This is a genomic window from Pseudomonas weihenstephanensis, assembly GCF_001043055.1.
Taxonomy (GTDB): Bacteria; Pseudomonadota; Gammaproteobacteria; order Pseudomonadales; family Pseudomonadaceae; genus Aquipseudomonas; species Aquipseudomonas weihenstephanensis.
The window spans coordinates 519,878-535,956 of record NZ_JYLF01000003.1; the positions used below are offsets into that span (position 1 = coordinate 519,878).

Consider the following 16,079-nt stretch of genomic DNA (forward strand, 5'->3'; position numbering starts at 1 on the left):
ACCCATGACCGTGTTGAAGATGACCGACCTCGATCTGCAAGGTAAGCGCGTGCTGATCCGCGAAGACCTCAACGTCCCAGTCAAGGACGGTGTTGTCACCAGCGATGCGCGCATCCTTGCTTCGCTGCCGACCATCAAGCTGGCGTTGGAAAAAGGCGCGGCAGTCATGGTCTGCTCGCACCTGGGCCGTCCGACTGAAGGCGAGTTTTCAGCAGAAAACAGCCTCAAGCCTGTTGCTGATTACTTGAGCAAGGCGCTGGGCCGTGAAGTGCCGCTGGTGAGCGACTACCTCAATGGCGTGGACGTTAAAGCCGGCGACATCGTGCTGTTCGAAAACGTGCGCTTCAACAAAGGCGAAAAGAAAAACGCTGACGAATTGGCCAAGCAATACGCGGCCCTGTGCGACGTGTTTGTGATGGATGCCTTTGGCACTGCACACCGCGCCGAAGGCTCGACCCACGGCGTGGCCAAGTTCGCCAAAGTGGCGGCCGCGGGCCCGTTGCTGGCGGCGGAACTGGACGCACTGGGCAAAGCCCTGGGTGCTCCGGCCAAGCCAATGGCTGCGATTGTTGCAGGCTCCAAGGTGTCGACCAAACTTGACGTACTCAACAGCCTGAGCCAGATCTGCGACCTGCTGATCGTTGGCGGTGGCATTGCCAACACGTTCCTCGCGGCGGCCGGTCATCCGGTGGGCAAATCGCTGTACGAGCCTGATTTGCTGGACACCGCGCGTGCCATCGCCGCCAAGGTCAACGTGCCGTTGCCTACCGATGTGGTCGTGGCCAAGGAATTTGCTGAAAGCGCCGAAGCCACCGTCAAGCTGATTGCTGATGTGGCAGCAGACGACATGATTCTGGATATCGGCCCACAAACAGCCGAGCACTTCGCGCAGCTGTTGAAGACCTCGAAGACTATCCTGTGGAACGGACCTGTCGGCGTGTTCGAGTTCGATCAGTTCGGCAACGGTACCAAAGTGCTGGCCAAGGCCATCGCCGACAGCGCTGCATTTTCTATTGCAGGCGGCGGCGACACATTGGCGGCCATCGACAAGTACGGTGTGGCCGATCAAATTTCCTACATCTCCACCGGTGGCGGTGCATTCCTTGAGTTCGTTGAAGGCAAAGTGCTGCCTGCTGTAGAAGTGCTGGAAAGCCGCGCCAAAGCCTGAAAATGATTCAGGCCCTGAAAGGAAGCATGGACATGGTCAAGTTGTTACCGCTGTTGATGATCGCGGGCTTGTTGGCCGGTTGCGCCGGTTCAAGCGAGTCAGTACCTGAAGCGGCTACGCCTGAAGAGAGCGGCTGCTATCAGGCCGACTGGCAGGCGCAGAGCTTGCCATTGGTCAATAAACGATCAGGGCCGCAAGCGCTGGAAAAATACGAGTCACCCACGCCTTCAAAAGTACGCGGGTGCCCATGATTTGAACACGCCAGCTCCTACAGAGCGGCGTGTAGCTATGGCTGGAGCTGTAACGTTTCAGCGAAAACGAATTCGCAGTAAAGGGCTAAACCCCCGATCTGCAAAAACTTGAATAGCAGCTGCCGCTACGGCAGGCTTGCACGATTAACGACCCTCGTCCGGGAGAGAGACACACAATGGCACTTATCAGCATGCGTCAGATGCTGGACCACGCCGCCGAATTCGGCTACGGCGTTCCAGCTTTTAACGTCAACAACCTTGAGCAGATGCGCGCCATTATGGAAGCCGCTGACAAGACTGACTCCCCGGTGATCGTTCAGGCTTCGGCCGGTGCGCGCAAGTACGCAGGCGCTCCGTTCCTGCGTCACCTGATTCTGGCTGCAATCGAAGAGTTCCCGCATATCCCGGTGTGCATGCACCAGGACCACGGCACCAGCCCTGACGTGTGCCAACGTTCGATCCAGCTGGGTTTCAGCTCGGTGATGATGGACGGCTCGCTCGGCGAAGACGGCAAGACCCCGACTGACTACGATTACAACGTGCGTGTCACCCAGCAGACAGTTGCGCTGGCGCATGCGTGTGGTGTGTCGGTAGAAGGCGAGCTGGGCTGCCTGGGTTCGCTGGAAACCGGTATGGCCGGCGAAGAAGACGGTATCGGTGCTGAAGGCGTGCTGGATCACAGCCAAATGCTGACCGACCCGGAAGAAGCGGCTGACTTTGTGAAGCGCACCCAAGTGGACGCCCTGGCCATTGCCATTGGTACGTCCCACGGCGCGTACAAGTTCACCAAGCCACCGACCGGCGACGTGTTGGCGATTGACCGCATCAAAGAAATCCACAAACGTATTCCGAACACTCACCTGGTGATGCACGGTTCGTCTTCGGTGCCGCAAGAGTGGCTGAAAATCATCAACGAGTACGGCGGCGACATCAAGGAAACCTACGGTGTGCCGGTTGAAGAAATCGTTGAAGGCATCAAGCACGGCGTGCGCAAGGTCAACATCGACACCGACTTGCGTCTGGCATCGACGGGCGCCATGCGTCGCCTGATGGCGACCAACCCAAGCGAGTTTGACCCGCGCAAGTTCTTCGGCGCGACCGTGACGGCCATGCGTGACGTGTGCATCGCCCGTTACGAAGCCTTCGGTACCGCTGGCAACGCTTCGAAGATCAAGCCGATCTCCCTGGAAGCCATGTACCAGCGTTACCTCAAGGGTGAACTGAACGCCAAGGTCAACTAAGACCTGTTGGTAGGCGCTGGTGAAGGCTGTGGGCTTTCGAGATCAAAAGCTCGCAGCCCTCGCTGGCTCCTGTAAAAAGGCAGAAAGTGTTGCCCGGTAAATAGCTCAATCTTGAGCGACCCGCCGCACGCAACCCGAAAATCCGGAGTCTTCAGGGACTGCGGATTTTTTTATGCCTGTTCCTCGGCCCACCCCTGCTGTCGAATCCCCCTTGCATAATCAGCGTGCCATCACGACAATGCGAGCGATTACCATTTACGCATTGGTGGCATGCTCATGTCGGCGCTTGAACGTTCAGCTCTTCATCAGTTGTACAGCGACCACAACAGTTGGCTGAAGGGCTGGTTGCGGGTGCGATTGGGCAATGCGGCCGATGCATCGGACTTGGCCCAGGATACGTTTGTGCGCGTCATGACGGCGCGTATCGACACGCCGATCCGCGAACCGCGGGGCTATCTGAGCGCGATTGCGCGTTCGCTGATGATCGATAAATCGCGCCGCCGCACCATTGAGCAAGCCTATCTGCACACGCTGTCGCTACGTCCAGAGCCGGTGGATGTGTCGCCCGAGACGCGTCTGTCGATCATCGAAATGCTGGTCTCGATCGATACGCTGCTCGATGAATTGGGCAGCCGCACCCGCGAGATCTTCCTCGCCGTGCAGCTTGAAGGGCTGAGTTACGTGGCGGCAGCCGAACGGTTCGGTGTGTCCGTCACCACCGTGAAAAACCATTTGATTCGCGCCATGACCCGCTGCCTGTTGCTGATGGAGGACGAATGAGCCGCGCGCCTGACCTCAAGACGCTTGAGGCCGCGGCGACGTGGTTCGTGCAATTGAATGACGGCGCGCAGTGCGAGGCCACATCCCGTGCGTGGCAAACCTGGCTGGACGCCAGTCCCCAGCATGCGGCTGCGTGGTCGCGTGTCGAGAAACTTCAGCAACAATGGGCCAGGGTGCCCCGCCAGTCGGCTTTGTCCAGCCTCAGTGCCGCCAAGGCACAGCGCCGTGAAGTGTTGAAAATACTCAGTGTACTGCTGGCCGCAGGCGCGTGTGGCTGGCTGGCGGTTGAAGAGGTGCCGTACCGCTCGATGCTGGCCCAGCAACGCACGGGCAGTCGCGAACGGCGCACGCTTGCGCTTGCGGATGGGTCGCAGCTGGAACTCAATACCGACACGGCGCTGGATGTGCGTTTTGACTCACACCAACGGCTGATCCAGCTGTACCGGGGTGAAATTTTGATTCAGACCGCCAAGGACCCGGCCCAACGTCCCTTTATCGTGGACACCGCCCAAGGTCGCGTTCGCGCACTGGGTACGCAGTTCAGCGTGCGTCAACTGTCCGGACACACTCGGGTCGGGGTGCTGCAGGCCGCTGTCGAAGTGTCGGCCTACCGCTTTGCCGGTCAGCCCGTGCGACTGGAGGCGGGGCAGCAAGTCACGTTCGACCGCGAGGGTGTCGATGCCATTCGCCCTTTATCCGCAGGCTCGACGGCTTGGGTACACGGCATGTTGAGTGTGGACGACTGGCGGCTGGGCGACTTTGTGGATGAGTTGAGTCGCTATCGTCCGGGGGTTCTGCACTGTGCGGCAGCAGTTCAAGACTTACGCATTTCAGGGGCGTTTCGTATCGATGACACAGAAACAGTGCTGGAGAATCTCAGCAAAACCCTGCCGGTAAAGGTTCGTTTCATGACCCGCTATTGGGCCAGCATCGAACCGGTCTGAGCGCCGATGCAAAAGGTTTGAGTTTTAACCTTGCTGATTTCGATTCTCATCCGTCAATGACATAAGCCACGCTCATAGCGAGTTTGTGCCATGACAACGCAAGGATCTCCGAATGCTCCCGCTCCCCCTCAGTGCCACTCATAAAATAACCCGCGCTGTGCGCCTGACGGTATTGGGCGCGTCCCTCGCCAGCCTGTCTGCATTGGCGTTGACTCCGGCTGTGGGGTATGCCCAAAACCAGGCGGTGTACCAGATAGCCCCCGGCCCGCTGGGCAGCGCCCTGACTCAATTTGGCGTGCAAGCCGGGGTGACGATTTCGTTCGATACCCAACAGGCGCGTGATCTCACCACGGGCGGGCTTGAAGGGTCCTACAGCATTGAGGAAGGGCTGGACCGCTTGCTGGCCAACAGCGGGCTGCAAGCCGAGCGTCAACGCAATGGGGGCTATGTGTTGGTCGCCAGCCGTATTCAGTCCGCTCTGGAGTTGGGCGCCACCGAGGTTGTGACCAACCAGTTGGGCACGGTGACCGAGGGCACTGGCTCGTACACGCCGGGCTATATCGCCACCGCCACGCGCATGGTGCTCAAACCCCGCGAGACACCGCAATCGATCAGTGTCATCACCCGTCAGCACATGGATGACTTCGCGCTCGATAACGTTGATGACGTGATGCGCCATACACCGGGCATCACTGTGTCGGCGTATGACACAGACCGCACCAACTATTACTCGCGCGGTTTTTCGATCAACAACTTCCAGTACGACGGTATTCCCTCGGCGGTGCGCAACGTGGCCTATTCGGCGGGCAATACGCTGAGTGACATGGCGATCTATGACCGGATCGAGGTGCTCAAGGGGGCGTCGGGGCTGCTCAGCGGCGCCGGTTCGCTGGGCGGCACCATCAACCTGGTGCGTAAAAAACCTACCCGCGAGTTTCATGGCCATATCACCACCGGCGCGGGTTCTTGGGACAACTACCGCACGGAAGCCGATGTCAGCGGCCCGTTGACCGAAAGCGGTCATGTGCGGGGGCGTGCCGTGGCGGCCTATCAGGACCGCCAGTCGTACATCGACCGCTACTCCAACCAGAGTTCGGTGTTCTACGGCATCCTCGAAGCCGACCTCACGCCGGACACGTTGCTGACCGTGGGCGCCGACTATCAGGACAACAAGCCCCAAGGCTCAACCTGGTCGGGGAGCTTTCCGCTGTACAACTATGCAGGCGAGATCAACAGCGCCAAACGCTCATTCAGCAACGCCACCGACTGGAGCAGTTGGCAGCAATACACCCGCACCGTGTTTGCAACGCTGGAACAGGATCTGGGTGGCGGTTGGGTCGGCAAACTGCAACTGGATCACAAGCTCAATGGCTACGATGCCCAGTTGGGGGCCATCCAGTTCAACCAGCCGGCGATGGACGGCACTGCCACCATCAACGCACAGCGCTACAAAGGCGAAACCACCAGCGATGCGGCCGACATCTATGTCAGCGGCCCCTACAATTTTTTGGGTCGTGAACACGAACTGGTACTGGGCGGCTCGATCAGCAAAGCCAACTGGCAAGGCAAAGGCTATTGGGATGTCACGTTTGGCACGCCCAATCTGGTCGATTACTTCAACTGGAAGGGCCACCTGGCCAAACCTGATTGGGGCAAAGCGTCGCAAATCAGCGATGACACGGTGCGCCAGACCGGTGTGTACGCCACGACGCGGCTCAATGTCACCGATGAGCTGAACGTCTTTCTGGGCGCCCGGGTCGTCGATTACACCCTGACCGGCACCACCAATACGTATCGTGAGTCGGGACGGGTGATTCCCTACGCGGGCATCACCTATGACCTGACCGATTACCTGACAGCCTATGCCAGCTACACCGATGTGTTCATGCCGCAGGAGTTCTACAACCTGGATCGCCACAGCAAGATGCTTGACCCGGACCAGGGTGAAAACTATGAAATCGGCCTCAAGAGCGAAATGTTCGACGGTCGCTTGAACGCCAGCCTCGCGTATTTTGAAGTCAAGGAAAGCAATCGCCCTATCCCGGACGATGCCTGGAACAACCTGGTGCCCACCCCGCCCAACTATGCCTTCAAGGGCACGGCCGCGCGCACCAAGGGCTATGAACTGGAAATATCCGGTGAGCTCAGCCCGGGTTGGAGCGTGCAGGGCGGTTATACGCACAAGGTGGTGCGCGATGACACGGGTAAGAAGATTTCGACGTTTGAGCCTGAAGACCAGCTCAGTTTCTACACCATTTACAAACTCAAGGGCGCCCTCGACAAAGTTTCTGTGGGCGGTGGCGCACGCTGGCAGAGCACGGCCTGGCAAGAGATGTATAACGGCCCCAAAGACCGCTACGAAGACTTCTCGCAAAAGCCGTACTGGGTAGTTGATTTGATGACCCGTTATCAATTCACGGAAAACCTGTCGACCACCGTTAACGTCAATAACGTGTTCGACAAGTATTACTACACCAACATCGGCTTCTATAACTCGGCCATTTATGGTGAGCCGCGTAACGTGATGGTGACCACGCGCTGGGACTTCTGACTCTGCCTGCAAACGCCTGACTGTTCTGCCTGAGCAGTCGGTGCCGGTAAAAAAGGGGTCAAGTCAGTCACGACACATGACCCCTTATCACCTGTCCCCTGAACATCCATCCTTTGTCAGCCTCCGCGGATGTCACGTTTAATTGCGCGAAGCAAAGAGCGCCTCGGCGATCGATCCAATCCGTCTTTTAGTCTGACTGTTTAAGGGACTCCATCATGATTTTGGGCAGAACACTTGAAAGCTGGTGCGCCAGCTATCCACTGATTAGCGATCTGGTCGCCCTGCACGAGACCAGCTGGTTCAACCCCGGCCTGGCACCCGCAGCGCAGGCGCTTGGCGATGTAGGGCTGGGTGCTGCGGACGTGGCCGATGCCAGTGCCCGGCTCGCACGGTTTGCTCCCTACCTGTGTCGTGCATTTCCTGAAACCGCGGCCAGCAACGGCATTGTTGAATCGGATGTGGTGCCGGTCGCGCAATTGCAAACCGTGCTCGCAGAGCGCTATGGGCAGGCTTTGTCAGGCGCGCTGTGGCTCAAGCGCGACAGCCACTTGCCCATTTCGGGGTCGATCAAGGCGCGAGGGGGGATTTATGAAGTGCTCAAGCATGCCGAAGACCTCGCGCTGGCCGCTAAATTGATGAGCCTCGATGATGATTACGCCGTGTTGCACAGCGATCAGGCGCGGGCGTTTTTTGGTCAATACAAAATCGCCGTCGGCTCCACCGGCAACCTTGGCATGTCGATTGGCATCATGGGCGCTGCCTTGGGCTTTCAGGTGACGGTGCACATGTCAGCCGATGCGCGGCAGTGGAAAAAGGACACTTTGCGCGCCCATGGGGTGAGCGTGATTGAGTACGCCAGTGATTACAGCGCGGCTGTGGCTCAAGGGCGACAACAGGCTGAAGCCGATCCGGGCTGCCATTTTGTCGACGATGAAAACTCGGTCAATTTGTTCCTCGGCTATGCCGTGGCCGGCGAACGCCTGAAACAACAATTGGCGGATGAGCACATCACCGTCGACGCGCAACATCCGTTGTTTGTGTACTTACCGTGTGGTGTGGGTGGCGCCCCTGGCGGGGTAGCGTTCGGCCTCAAGCTGGCCTTTGGCGATGCCGTGCATTGCATTTTCGCCGAGCCTACCCATTCGCCCTGCATGCTGCTGGGCGTGTACACCGGGCTGCATGATCAGGTCAGTGTTCAGGATTTCGGGATTGATAACGTGACGGCCGCCGACGGTCTGGCCGTGGGCCGTGCTTCCGGGTTTGTGGGCAAGGCCATGCAGCGTCTGCTCGATGGTTTTTACACCGTCAGCGACGAAGAAATGTACAGCCTGCTGGCCCTGATGGAGCGCAATCAAGGCCTGCGCCTTGAACCCTCTGCGCTGGCGGGCGTACCCGGTATTGCCAGGGTGCAGGCCGATCGGCAAGGCTACCTGGCCCGCCTGGGGCTGGATGCGCAACACCTGCTAAACGCCACCCACCTGATCTGGGCCACGGGCGGCAATCGGGTGCCCGCAGACGAGATGGATGCTTACATCAGCAAGGGCCGCGCGTTGCTGGCCCAAGGTTGAGCCGATACTCGATTCAGGCATCACACCGGATATGGCACTATGCAACCCGGCCATATCCGGCCTGATCACCCTTTTTGGCTCACTCACATCACCATGCTCAACCTTCCCCCGCGCATCAGTGCCAGGCTCAACAGTAACCAGTTTGCCCACCTGCATACGTTTCTGGTGGCTGCCCGGCATTTGAGTTTCGCGCGGGCTGCGCAAGAACTGTGCTTGACCGCCAGTGCGGTCAGCCACCGGATCAGTCGGCTTGAAACGGCACTGGAGATGAAGTTGTTCCTGCGTCTGACCCGTCAGGTCAACCTGACTGATGAAGGCGAACGCATTTTTGACATTTTGCAGCAGGCGATGGGCGAGTTGTCCGAGGCCCTTGAGCATTCGTCACAGGCCGACATTGCTGGCTCGATTGCGCTGTATGTCAGGCCCTCGGTCGCGCAGTGCTGGCTCGTCCCCCGGCTGGCCGACTTTCTAGAGCGATACCCTTCGGTCTCACTGGACCTGCGCGTGGGCAATGACAACGTCGACTTTCGCACCCGCAAATTCGATTTGGCCTTGTACTACGCCAATGGTGAGTTTCCGGGCCTGGCCAGCCAGTGTTTGATGCAAGAACGCCTGGCCCCGGTGTGCAGCCCTGCGTATGCGCAACGCCACGACTTGCTCAATAACCCGCAAAACTTGAAGTTGTGCACCACGTTGCACGACTCTCTGGCCTGGGACCATGCGGCGTTCGATGCCGAGTGGACGTTATGGGCGCAGCAGCACAACCTGCTCGATGCCTTGCCCAAACGCACCTTGACCTTTGATCGCTCAGACTTGAGCGTGACAGCCGCGATGAACCACGCGGGTATTGCCATGGGTCGTCAGCAACTGGTGCAAAAGCGCGTCGATAGCGGCGAACTGATCCTGCCTTTTGCCGACTTCAGTGTGTGCGGCCACTACGACTATTACCTGGTGCATCCACCGCTCAGCGCCGTGCCAAAACGCGTGCAGGTATTTATCGACTGGCTGCATGAATGCGCGCAGCAGACGGTCACGTAAGGAGAGGTGTATTCGCGTTTTGTAGTCGCTGTCGAGGAACGAGGCTGCGATCGGGCGCGTTGCGCTGGTGGGTCTGTATCTGACGTATCCAATCTCGCATTACGCGTCAGCGGCTACAGGTTTTGTGCCTACAGCGACTCGGGGTCGACGCCGTTGCCCTTGAGCAGCGCATCCACCAGCGCGCGTGACATTTCGACCGAGTGCACCAGCGACCACACCAAGCCGCGCTCAATGCCACTGGCCCGCTCGGTGATTTCATCCGAGACTTCTTCGGCGCTTTTGAGCAGCATCGACACATGCTTCAACGCCTCCAGCGCCCGCACGTTGCCCCGCACGGCGAAAGGCGAGGCCGGGGAAACGTCATCGTTGCGGGTTGGGTTCAGGCTGTCGAGCGGCGCAGGCTCGGCATCAAGCTCATCCACAATGCGCCGGGTCGATTCGTCGTGCTGGTGATCGTCGCGCTTTTTTTTCATGGTTGTTCCACTGGGATCATCAATTGAGCCAAGGCACTCGGCGACTCAAGAAGATAGTCCGCTGACTTTCCGGCCCGCAAGCAGTGGCTGAGGTGAAAACACCTTCTCGGAAACGCCCTTCATTTACATATGGAAACATCCGACTTTTTGCCGGGGCCGCATCCCTTGACCCGTATCATCTGGCCATCACGGCAACTGACCCATAGTGATCAAAAAACCATAACGTGATGGAGAACAACCGTGATTAAACCGTGGGTCGCACTCTGTAGTTTGATGCTGGGGGCGCAGGCGTGGGCCGCTGCGCCCATGAATGAACCGATACAGCCGATACAACCGGCGAACATCACCGACCCGGCGAAGGTGGAGCTGGGTAAGCAGTTGTGGTTTGACCCGCGCTTGTCCAAGTCCGGGTTTATTTCCTGTAACTCGTGCCACAACCTGAGCATGGGCGGCAGCGATAACTTGCCCACCTCAATCGGGCACAACTGGCATCAAGGGCCGATCAACTCACCGACCGTGCTCAATTCCAGCCTGAACGTGGTGCAGTTCTGGGACGGGCGCGCCAAGACGCTCAAGGAGCAGGCCGGTGGGCCTATCGCCAACCCCGGTGAGATGGGCTTTACCCATAACCTGGCGTCCGATGTGGTGCGTTCGATCCCGCAATACCGCGACTCTTTCAAGGCGGTGTATGGCGACGACACGGTCAGCATCGACCACATCACCGATGCGCTGGCGGCGTTTGAAGAAACCCTGGTCACGCCCAATGCGCCGTTCGATCGCTGGTTGAAGGGCGAGAAAGACGCCCTCAGCCCAACCGCGCTCAAAGGTTATGAGCTGTTCAAAAGCACGGGCTGCATTGCGTGCCATAACGGCGAAGCGGTGGGCGGTGCTTCGATGCAGAAGATGGGCATGATCGAACCTTATGTCACCCAAAACCCCTCGCAGGGTGTGGCAGGTCTGACGGGTAAAGACACCGACCGCATGCTGTTCAAGGTCCCAACCTTGCGTAACGTGGAACTGACCTACCCCTACTTCCATGATGGCGCGTACTGGAATCTGGACGAGGCAGTGGATGTGATGGCCCGCCTGCAATTAGGTCGCAAGTTGAGCCAGGAAGAAGTCGGCCAGATCGTGGCCTTTCTTAAAACCCTGACCGGCGATCAGCCGGATTTCAAGTTGCCGCAGCTGCCACCTTCCTCCCCGCAAACCCCGCATCCCGTGCCATTCGGTCAGTGATGCGCTGATCGCAGAGCCGCCAGTGCGGCTCTGCGTTTGACTCACGGCGCGTCGTGGTCGATGTCCAGCTTGCTGAACGTGACCTGAGCGCCTTCCTTGCTATTGCCGGTGTTGTCCTGCACGTAGGCGCCCGCCTTGAAATACAGCGGTTTGTCGCGCCAAGTGGCGCTGATGGGGCTGTGCCACTCCTTATTGGCGCCCTTGATGTTCAGCGTACCGTCGGGTGTCAGGTTGATCACATAGGTGAAGCTTTTTGCCAGCGGCACATTTTCGGCAACGGTGACGGTTTTTATGGTGGTGTCATTGGGCCGTATGCGCACCTTGGCCACCAGGTTGCCACTGAGCTTGCTGGTCTTGTACTGATACTCAAGCTTGAGCATGGGCTGTTGGCTTTGAAACGCGTGGATCTGCCCGATCACGATCTTGCCCGATGACGGCACTTGATTGACCGCGAGGGTGGCATTCAAAAAATGGTTGGCGCTGGGGTATAGCCAGTTGCGCAGGGAGCCATCGGCGCGGGTCTCGCGCAGTTCGCTGCGAGGGTAGATGGCGTTGACGGTGGTACTGCCGGTGACGGGTGCCCAAAAAAACAGGGTGCCGGTGTCGGCGTGAAAATACACATTCTTGAAACCTTTAAGCAGGCGAGGGGTGTCGATGGTCGTCGGCGTGGTGCCGACAGGAACACTCAGGTTCCAGGTTGCCAGATCGATCATGTTTCAGGCCTTGGGCAGCTGCACTTACAGGCATCAAACGCGGTTGAGGCGATTGGTCCATGGCTTTGAAGGGCGGTCTTTATAGGACGAACGGTATGGCCAGTTAAAGTGATGGCACTTTTTTATGGGCGACAACGAATGGTCACGCAAGCGTAAAGCCAGCATTACAAGCGGGGTTAAACAGCTATACCGTTAGTCGGTTGGATCCATTTATGTCCACATGTGTAGGTGCGTATCACTTCTGCTTTGTGAGGCTCGGGTTTAGAGTTAACCCTCAGTTTTGTCCGGTTTTCACCTGAGTTCAGGACAGTCAAATAGAGAAGCAGCATGGAATGCGTGCACACGAAGTCAGTCGACACTGGCTCTGTTCTTTTGGTAGTGGATGATTACCCCGAAAATCTGGTCAGCATGCAGGCGTTGTTGCAGCGTGAAGATTGGCAAATTCTCACCGCTGTATCCGGCGTGGCAGCGTTGGATATCTTGCTGCGCAATGAGGTCGACCTGGTGCTGCTGGACGTGCACATGCCAGGCATGGACGGGTTCGAAGTCGCCCGGCTGATGCGTGGCAGCCAGCGCACTCGCTTTACACCGATTATTTTTTTGACGGGCAATGCGCAATCGCGTGATGCCGTGCTTGAGGGCTACGCCTGTGGCGCGGTGGACTACCTGCTCAAGCCGTTTGACGCGCAGATCCTCAAACCCAAAGTGCAGGCACTGCTTGAGCAGCAGAGTAATACCCGCGCATTGCGTCGCTTGAGCCACGATCTGGAGATTGCCCAAGCGTTCAACGCCTCAGTTTTGGAGAACGCTGCAGAGGGGATTTTGGTGGTCAATGAAGACGGCCGTATCCGCTTTGCCAATCCTGCTATTTCGCGGTTGCTCAAAGTGCCGGTGGCAGCACTGAAGGGGGTGCCACTACTGGACTTTCTGCAAAAGCCCCATGTACCTGACTGGTTTGAGTCCGCCATTTATCGCGGGTACCTAAGAGGGGAAATCTATCGCGTTCACGACGCCATTTTGCGCTGCGTTGACGCTCAATTGTTGCCTGTGACGCTATCCTGCGCGCCGTTGAGCGGCCAGCAACAGGCGATGGTCGTCACGGTGCTGGACATGTCTGAAGTCTGCCTGCTGCACCATCAGCTTGAGTTGCAAGCCGTGACCGACTCGTTGACGGGGTTACTCAACCGTCGGGGCTTTCAGCGGGCCGTTGAGCAAGTGCTGGAGCGGGATGACACGAGCACGCAGTTGCGGGCGCTGTTGTACCTGGACCTGGATGGTTTCAAGCGTATTAATGATTCGCTGGGGCATGAAGTGGGAGACCGGGCCTTGAGTTGGGTCGCTGACCAATTGACGCACTGTGCGCGGCCTGGCGACATTCTGGGGCGTATCGGCGGGGATGAATTCACCCTGCTTTTGAATGTGGATGATCCCCGTGAGGCCGCGCAGCTCGCGGAGCAACTGATCGACAAGATTGCGGTACGCCAGCACCTCCAGGGGCTGGACGTCAGCCTGGGTGTCAGCATCGGAATTGCGGTCTGTCTGGGCGGTGATGCCCATCTCGAAACGTTGCTGCGTTCAGCCGACGCGGCGATGTACGAGGCCAAGCGCGCCGGACGTCAACAGTACCGTTTTTATGAGGCGCAACTGAGTGCCGACACGCTCCAGAACCCCATTCACTGGAAGTAATCGCCGTGGCGCCGCTACACTGGCGCACTTTTACGCTGTGCGTTGGCCCCTATGACCGTTCTCAAATACCTTCAGGCTTACCCTCAGACGTTGCAGGATCAAGTGCGCCACCTGATCGAGCGCGATCAACTGGGTGCTTACCTGAGTGAGCGCTACCCCGCCAAACATGCGGTACAAAGCGACAAAGCGCTGTATGCCTATGCGCTGGAACTCAAACAGGAGTACCTGCGCAACGCACCGTCTTTTGACAAAGTGCTGTTTGATAACCGACTGGATTTGACCCACCGCGCATTGGGTTTGCACACCACGATTTCACGGGTGCAGGGTGCCAAGCTCAAATCCAAGAAAGAACTGCGTGTGGCTTCGCTGTTCAAGGATGCCGCCCCCGAGTTTCTGAACATGATCGTGGTGCATGAGCTGGCGCACCTCAAAGAGTCCGATCACAACAAGGCTTTTTACAAGTTGTGCGAGTACATGCAGCCGGGGTATCACCAGTTGGAGTTCGACCTGCGGGTGTACCTGACGTGGCGCGATTTGCAGGGTAAACCCTGACGAACAGTTGACGCTGCGAGCGTGCTCGCCAGCGCGGCAATCTAACCTGTAGCAGGAGTGTTGAATGGAAGTCAGCAAAACCAAAAGCAGCTTTTATCGGCGTCTGTACGTGGCCTGGCTGATTGACAGCCAGCTGGCCAGTAGCGTCCCGGCCTTGACCGAAATGACGGGCATGCCGCGCCGCACCGCGCAGGACACCCTTGCCGCACTGGCCGATCTGGACATCGTGTGTGAGTTCGAGCAACAGGACGGTGCCCGCAACCATGCGGGGCGTTATCAGATCCACAGCTGGGGCCCTATCGACAGTGCGTGGGTTGGCCAGCATGTGGAACAGATCAAGCAGGTACTGGGTTATCCCTGATCGCCTGGGGTCAGGCGCATGCCGATATGGGGGATGTTGTCTTCCAGGTACTGCTCGCCCGCGACGACAAAGCCGTGTTTGGCGTACAGCGATTGCAGGTGCGCTTGCGCCGACAAAAAGATGGGTTCACCCGGCCAGTTCTCTTTGATGTTCTCCAGTACGCAGTCCATCAAATCGTGGCCCAGGCTTTTTCCTCGGGCTTGTGCGGCAACGATTACGCGGCCGATGATCACATCCCCCGCGTGTGAAGCCGGATCCAGTAATCGCGCATAGGCCACCAGTTCATCGTTTTGCCAACCCATTACATGCAGGGTATCGCCCTCCAGATCCTGACCGTCGATGTCGGGGTAGGCGCATTTCTGCTCAACAATGAAGACGTCGCAACGCAGTTTCAACAGGGCGTACAGCTGTTCTTTGCCCAAGTCGCTGTGGTGTTTACAGATCCAGTCGGTGGTCACGGTGTTGTCCTGAGAGAGAGACGATGGCCTGATACTAGGCGTGATACCGATGGGCGCCAAGCGTAAAAGTGTCAACGGATGCGGCTTTTTGATATCAACTTAAGGCCGTTGCCGGTTATCTTTGATCAGGTCGCGAATGTGTGCCTTGACCGCGATCAGCATGCCCCAGGCTAAATGCTAGCTAAATAACAATAAGCAGCTACCCATTAAGGATCTTGCATGTCTCGCTTGCGTCGGGCTTTGATTGTGTCGGGATTGACCTTGTGGGCACAGCATGCGAGTGCTGAACCGCTGCGTCTGGTGGGAGACCTGTGGCCCCCCTTTACGGATGGCACGCTGGTCAATGGCGGGCTGGCCACCGATCTGGTCAGTACCGCCCTGGCTCGCGCGGGTTATAGCAGCGGTTTCGAACAGGTGCCGTGGGCCAGGGCCATGATGGGCTTGCGCAACGGGCGCTACGACATTCTGGTCAACGCCTGGTACGACGAAGACCGCATGAAGATTGGCGAGTTTTCGGCCCCTTACCTGCAAAATCGTCTGCGCTTTATTCGGCGCAAAGACTCCCCGGTGGACTTCACTACGCTCGCGCAGTTATCCGGCTATGGCATTGCCTATGTGCCGGGTTACGCCTACACAGCCGAATTTGACACCCACACCCAGCTCAAAAAAATACCTGTGCATAACTTCGCGATGGCCGTGCGCATGCTGGTGGCCGGACGTGTCAGCCTGACCCTGGAAGACGAGTACGTGGCGCGGTATCGGCTGGCGCGTGAGTCGGCGCGGGTGCGCAATGCGGTGGAGTTTATGCCCAAGGTGTTGAGCGAAAACCAGCTGCATATTCTGGTCAGCCTACAGAACCCGGACCACGCCAAAATCGTCTCGGACTTTGACCGCGAAATCATCGCCATGAAAGCCGATGGCAGCTTTGATCGGTTGATCAAAGCGCATGGGATGTGATCCATCCTCAGCGAGGTGCCTGGGCTCACGGGCGCTTTGCGCTCGATCGCAGCCTCGTCCCTGATCAGCGACTACGGCACATGAATACACGCAGCGGTTGCT

The 16,079-nt window shown here is 58.3% G+C and carries 15 protein-coding genes and 1 pseudogene; 13 read left to right on the forward strand and 3 right to left on the reverse strand.

Going from position 1 to position 16,079, the window contains the following annotated elements; genetic code table 11:
• Positions 1-4 precede the first annotated feature (4 nt).
• From TU86_RS10030 to dsdC, 8 genes are all read left to right on the forward strand, one after another.
• Positions 5-1,168: a phosphoglycerate kinase gene (locus tag TU86_RS10030; RefSeq protein WP_048364134.1), complete on the forward strand. Its 1,164-nt coding sequence runs from the start codon at positions 5-7 to the stop codon at positions 1,166-1,168.
• 32 nt (positions 1,169-1,200) lie between these two features.
• A complete protein-coding gene (locus tag TU86_RS10035) occupies positions 1,201-1,419 on the forward strand; it encodes a lipoprotein (RefSeq protein WP_048364301.1) in 219 nt (72 codons plus the stop codon).
• A 176-nt stretch (positions 1,420-1,595) separates the two neighbouring features.
• Positions 1,596-2,660 (forward strand): class II fructose-bisphosphate aldolase, encoded by a 1,065-nt coding sequence (gene fba, locus TU86_RS10040; protein ID WP_047278209.1) that lies wholly within the window; start codon positions 1,596-1,598, stop codon positions 2,658-2,660.
• 276 nt (positions 2,661-2,936) lie between these two features.
• Positions 2,937-3,440 carry a sigma-70 family RNA polymerase sigma factor gene (locus TU86_RS10045; protein WP_048364135.1) on the forward strand — a complete coding sequence of 168 codons (504 nt, stop codon included), beginning with the start codon at positions 2,937-2,939 and terminating at the stop codon, positions 3,438-3,440.
• The gene (locus TU86_RS10050; protein ID WP_048364136.1) at positions 3,437-4,384 is read left to right on the forward strand and encodes a FecR domain-containing protein; all 948 of its coding nucleotides are present in this window, start codon (positions 3,437-3,439) and stop codon (positions 4,382-4,384) included. Before TU86_RS10045 ends, TU86_RS10050 begins: the two co-directional genes overlap by 4 nt.
• Positions 4,385-4,496: 112 nt before the next feature.
• Positions 4,497-6,935: a TonB-dependent siderophore receptor gene (locus tag TU86_RS10055; protein ID WP_048364137.1), complete on the forward strand. Its 2,439-nt coding sequence runs from the start codon at positions 4,497-4,499 to the stop codon at positions 6,933-6,935.
• Positions 6,936-7,150: 215 nt separating this feature from the next.
• On the forward strand, positions 7,151-8,503 hold the full coding sequence (gene dsdA, locus TU86_RS10060; protein ID WP_048364138.1) for a D-serine ammonia-lyase: 1,353 nt from the start codon (positions 7,151-7,153) through the stop codon (positions 8,501-8,503).
• A 93-nt stretch (positions 8,504-8,596) separates the two neighbouring features.
• Positions 8,597-9,541 (forward strand): DNA-binding transcriptional regulator DsdC, encoded by a 945-nt coding sequence (gene dsdC, locus TU86_RS10065; RefSeq protein WP_048364302.1) that lies wholly within the window; start codon positions 8,597-8,599, stop codon positions 9,539-9,541.
• A gap of 128 nt (positions 9,542-9,669) precedes the next feature.
• On the opposite strand, the gene TU86_RS10070 is transcribed toward dsdC, so the two are convergent.
• On the reverse strand, positions 9,670-10,014 hold the full coding sequence (locus TU86_RS10070) for a hypothetical protein (protein WP_048364139.1): 345 nt from the start codon (positions 10,012-10,014) through the stop codon (positions 9,670-9,672).
• Between the two features lie 240 nt (positions 10,015-10,254).
• Between TU86_RS10070 and TU86_RS10075 the strand changes: the two genes are divergently transcribed.
• Positions 10,255-11,250: a cytochrome-c peroxidase gene (locus TU86_RS10075; RefSeq protein WP_275575746.1), complete on the forward strand. Its 996-nt coding sequence runs from the start codon at positions 10,255-10,257 to the stop codon at positions 11,248-11,250.
• 41 nt (positions 11,251-11,291) lie between these two features.
• Here the strand turns inward: TU86_RS10075 and TU86_RS10080 are convergent, their stop codons facing one another.
• A complete protein-coding gene (locus TU86_RS10080) occupies positions 11,292-11,963 on the reverse strand; it encodes a polysaccharide lyase family 7 protein (RefSeq protein WP_048364140.1) in 672 nt (223 codons plus the stop codon).
• A gap of 327 nt (positions 11,964-12,290) precedes the next feature.
• On the opposite strand from TU86_RS10080, the pseudogene TU86_RS10085 reads away from it, so the two are divergent.
• From TU86_RS10085 to TU86_RS10095, 3 genes and pseudogenes are all read left to right on the forward strand, one after another.
• Positions 12,291-13,613 (forward strand): annotated as a pseudogene (locus TU86_RS10085) (diguanylate cyclase domain-containing protein); the annotation flags it as partial.
• A gap of 87 nt (positions 13,614-13,700) precedes the next feature.
• On the forward strand, positions 13,701-14,201 hold the full coding sequence (locus TU86_RS10090; RefSeq protein WP_048364141.1) for a YgjP-like metallopeptidase domain-containing protein: 501 nt from the start codon (positions 13,701-13,703) through the stop codon (positions 14,199-14,201).
• A 64-nt stretch (positions 14,202-14,265) separates the two neighbouring features.
• Complete coding sequence (locus TU86_RS10095; protein ID WP_048364142.1) at positions 14,266-14,562, forward strand: winged helix-turn-helix domain-containing protein; 297 nt, start codon at positions 14,266-14,268, stop codon at positions 14,560-14,562.
• On the opposite strand, the gene TU86_RS10100 is transcribed toward TU86_RS10095, so the two are convergent.
• Positions 14,553-15,020: a GNAT family N-acetyltransferase gene (locus tag TU86_RS10100; protein ID WP_048364143.1), complete on the reverse strand. Its 468-nt coding sequence runs from the start codon at positions 15,018-15,020 to the stop codon at positions 14,553-14,555. The two genes, TU86_RS10095 and TU86_RS10100, sit on opposite strands and share 10 nt — an antisense overlap.
• Positions 15,021-15,239: 219 nt before the next feature.
• Between TU86_RS10100 and TU86_RS10105 the strand changes: the two genes are divergently transcribed.
• The gene (locus TU86_RS10105) at positions 15,240-15,977 is read left to right on the forward strand and encodes a substrate-binding periplasmic protein (RefSeq protein ID WP_048364144.1); all 738 of its coding nucleotides are present in this window, start codon (positions 15,240-15,242) and stop codon (positions 15,975-15,977) included.
• The last annotated feature ends 102 nt before the right edge of the window (positions 15,978-16,079 follow it).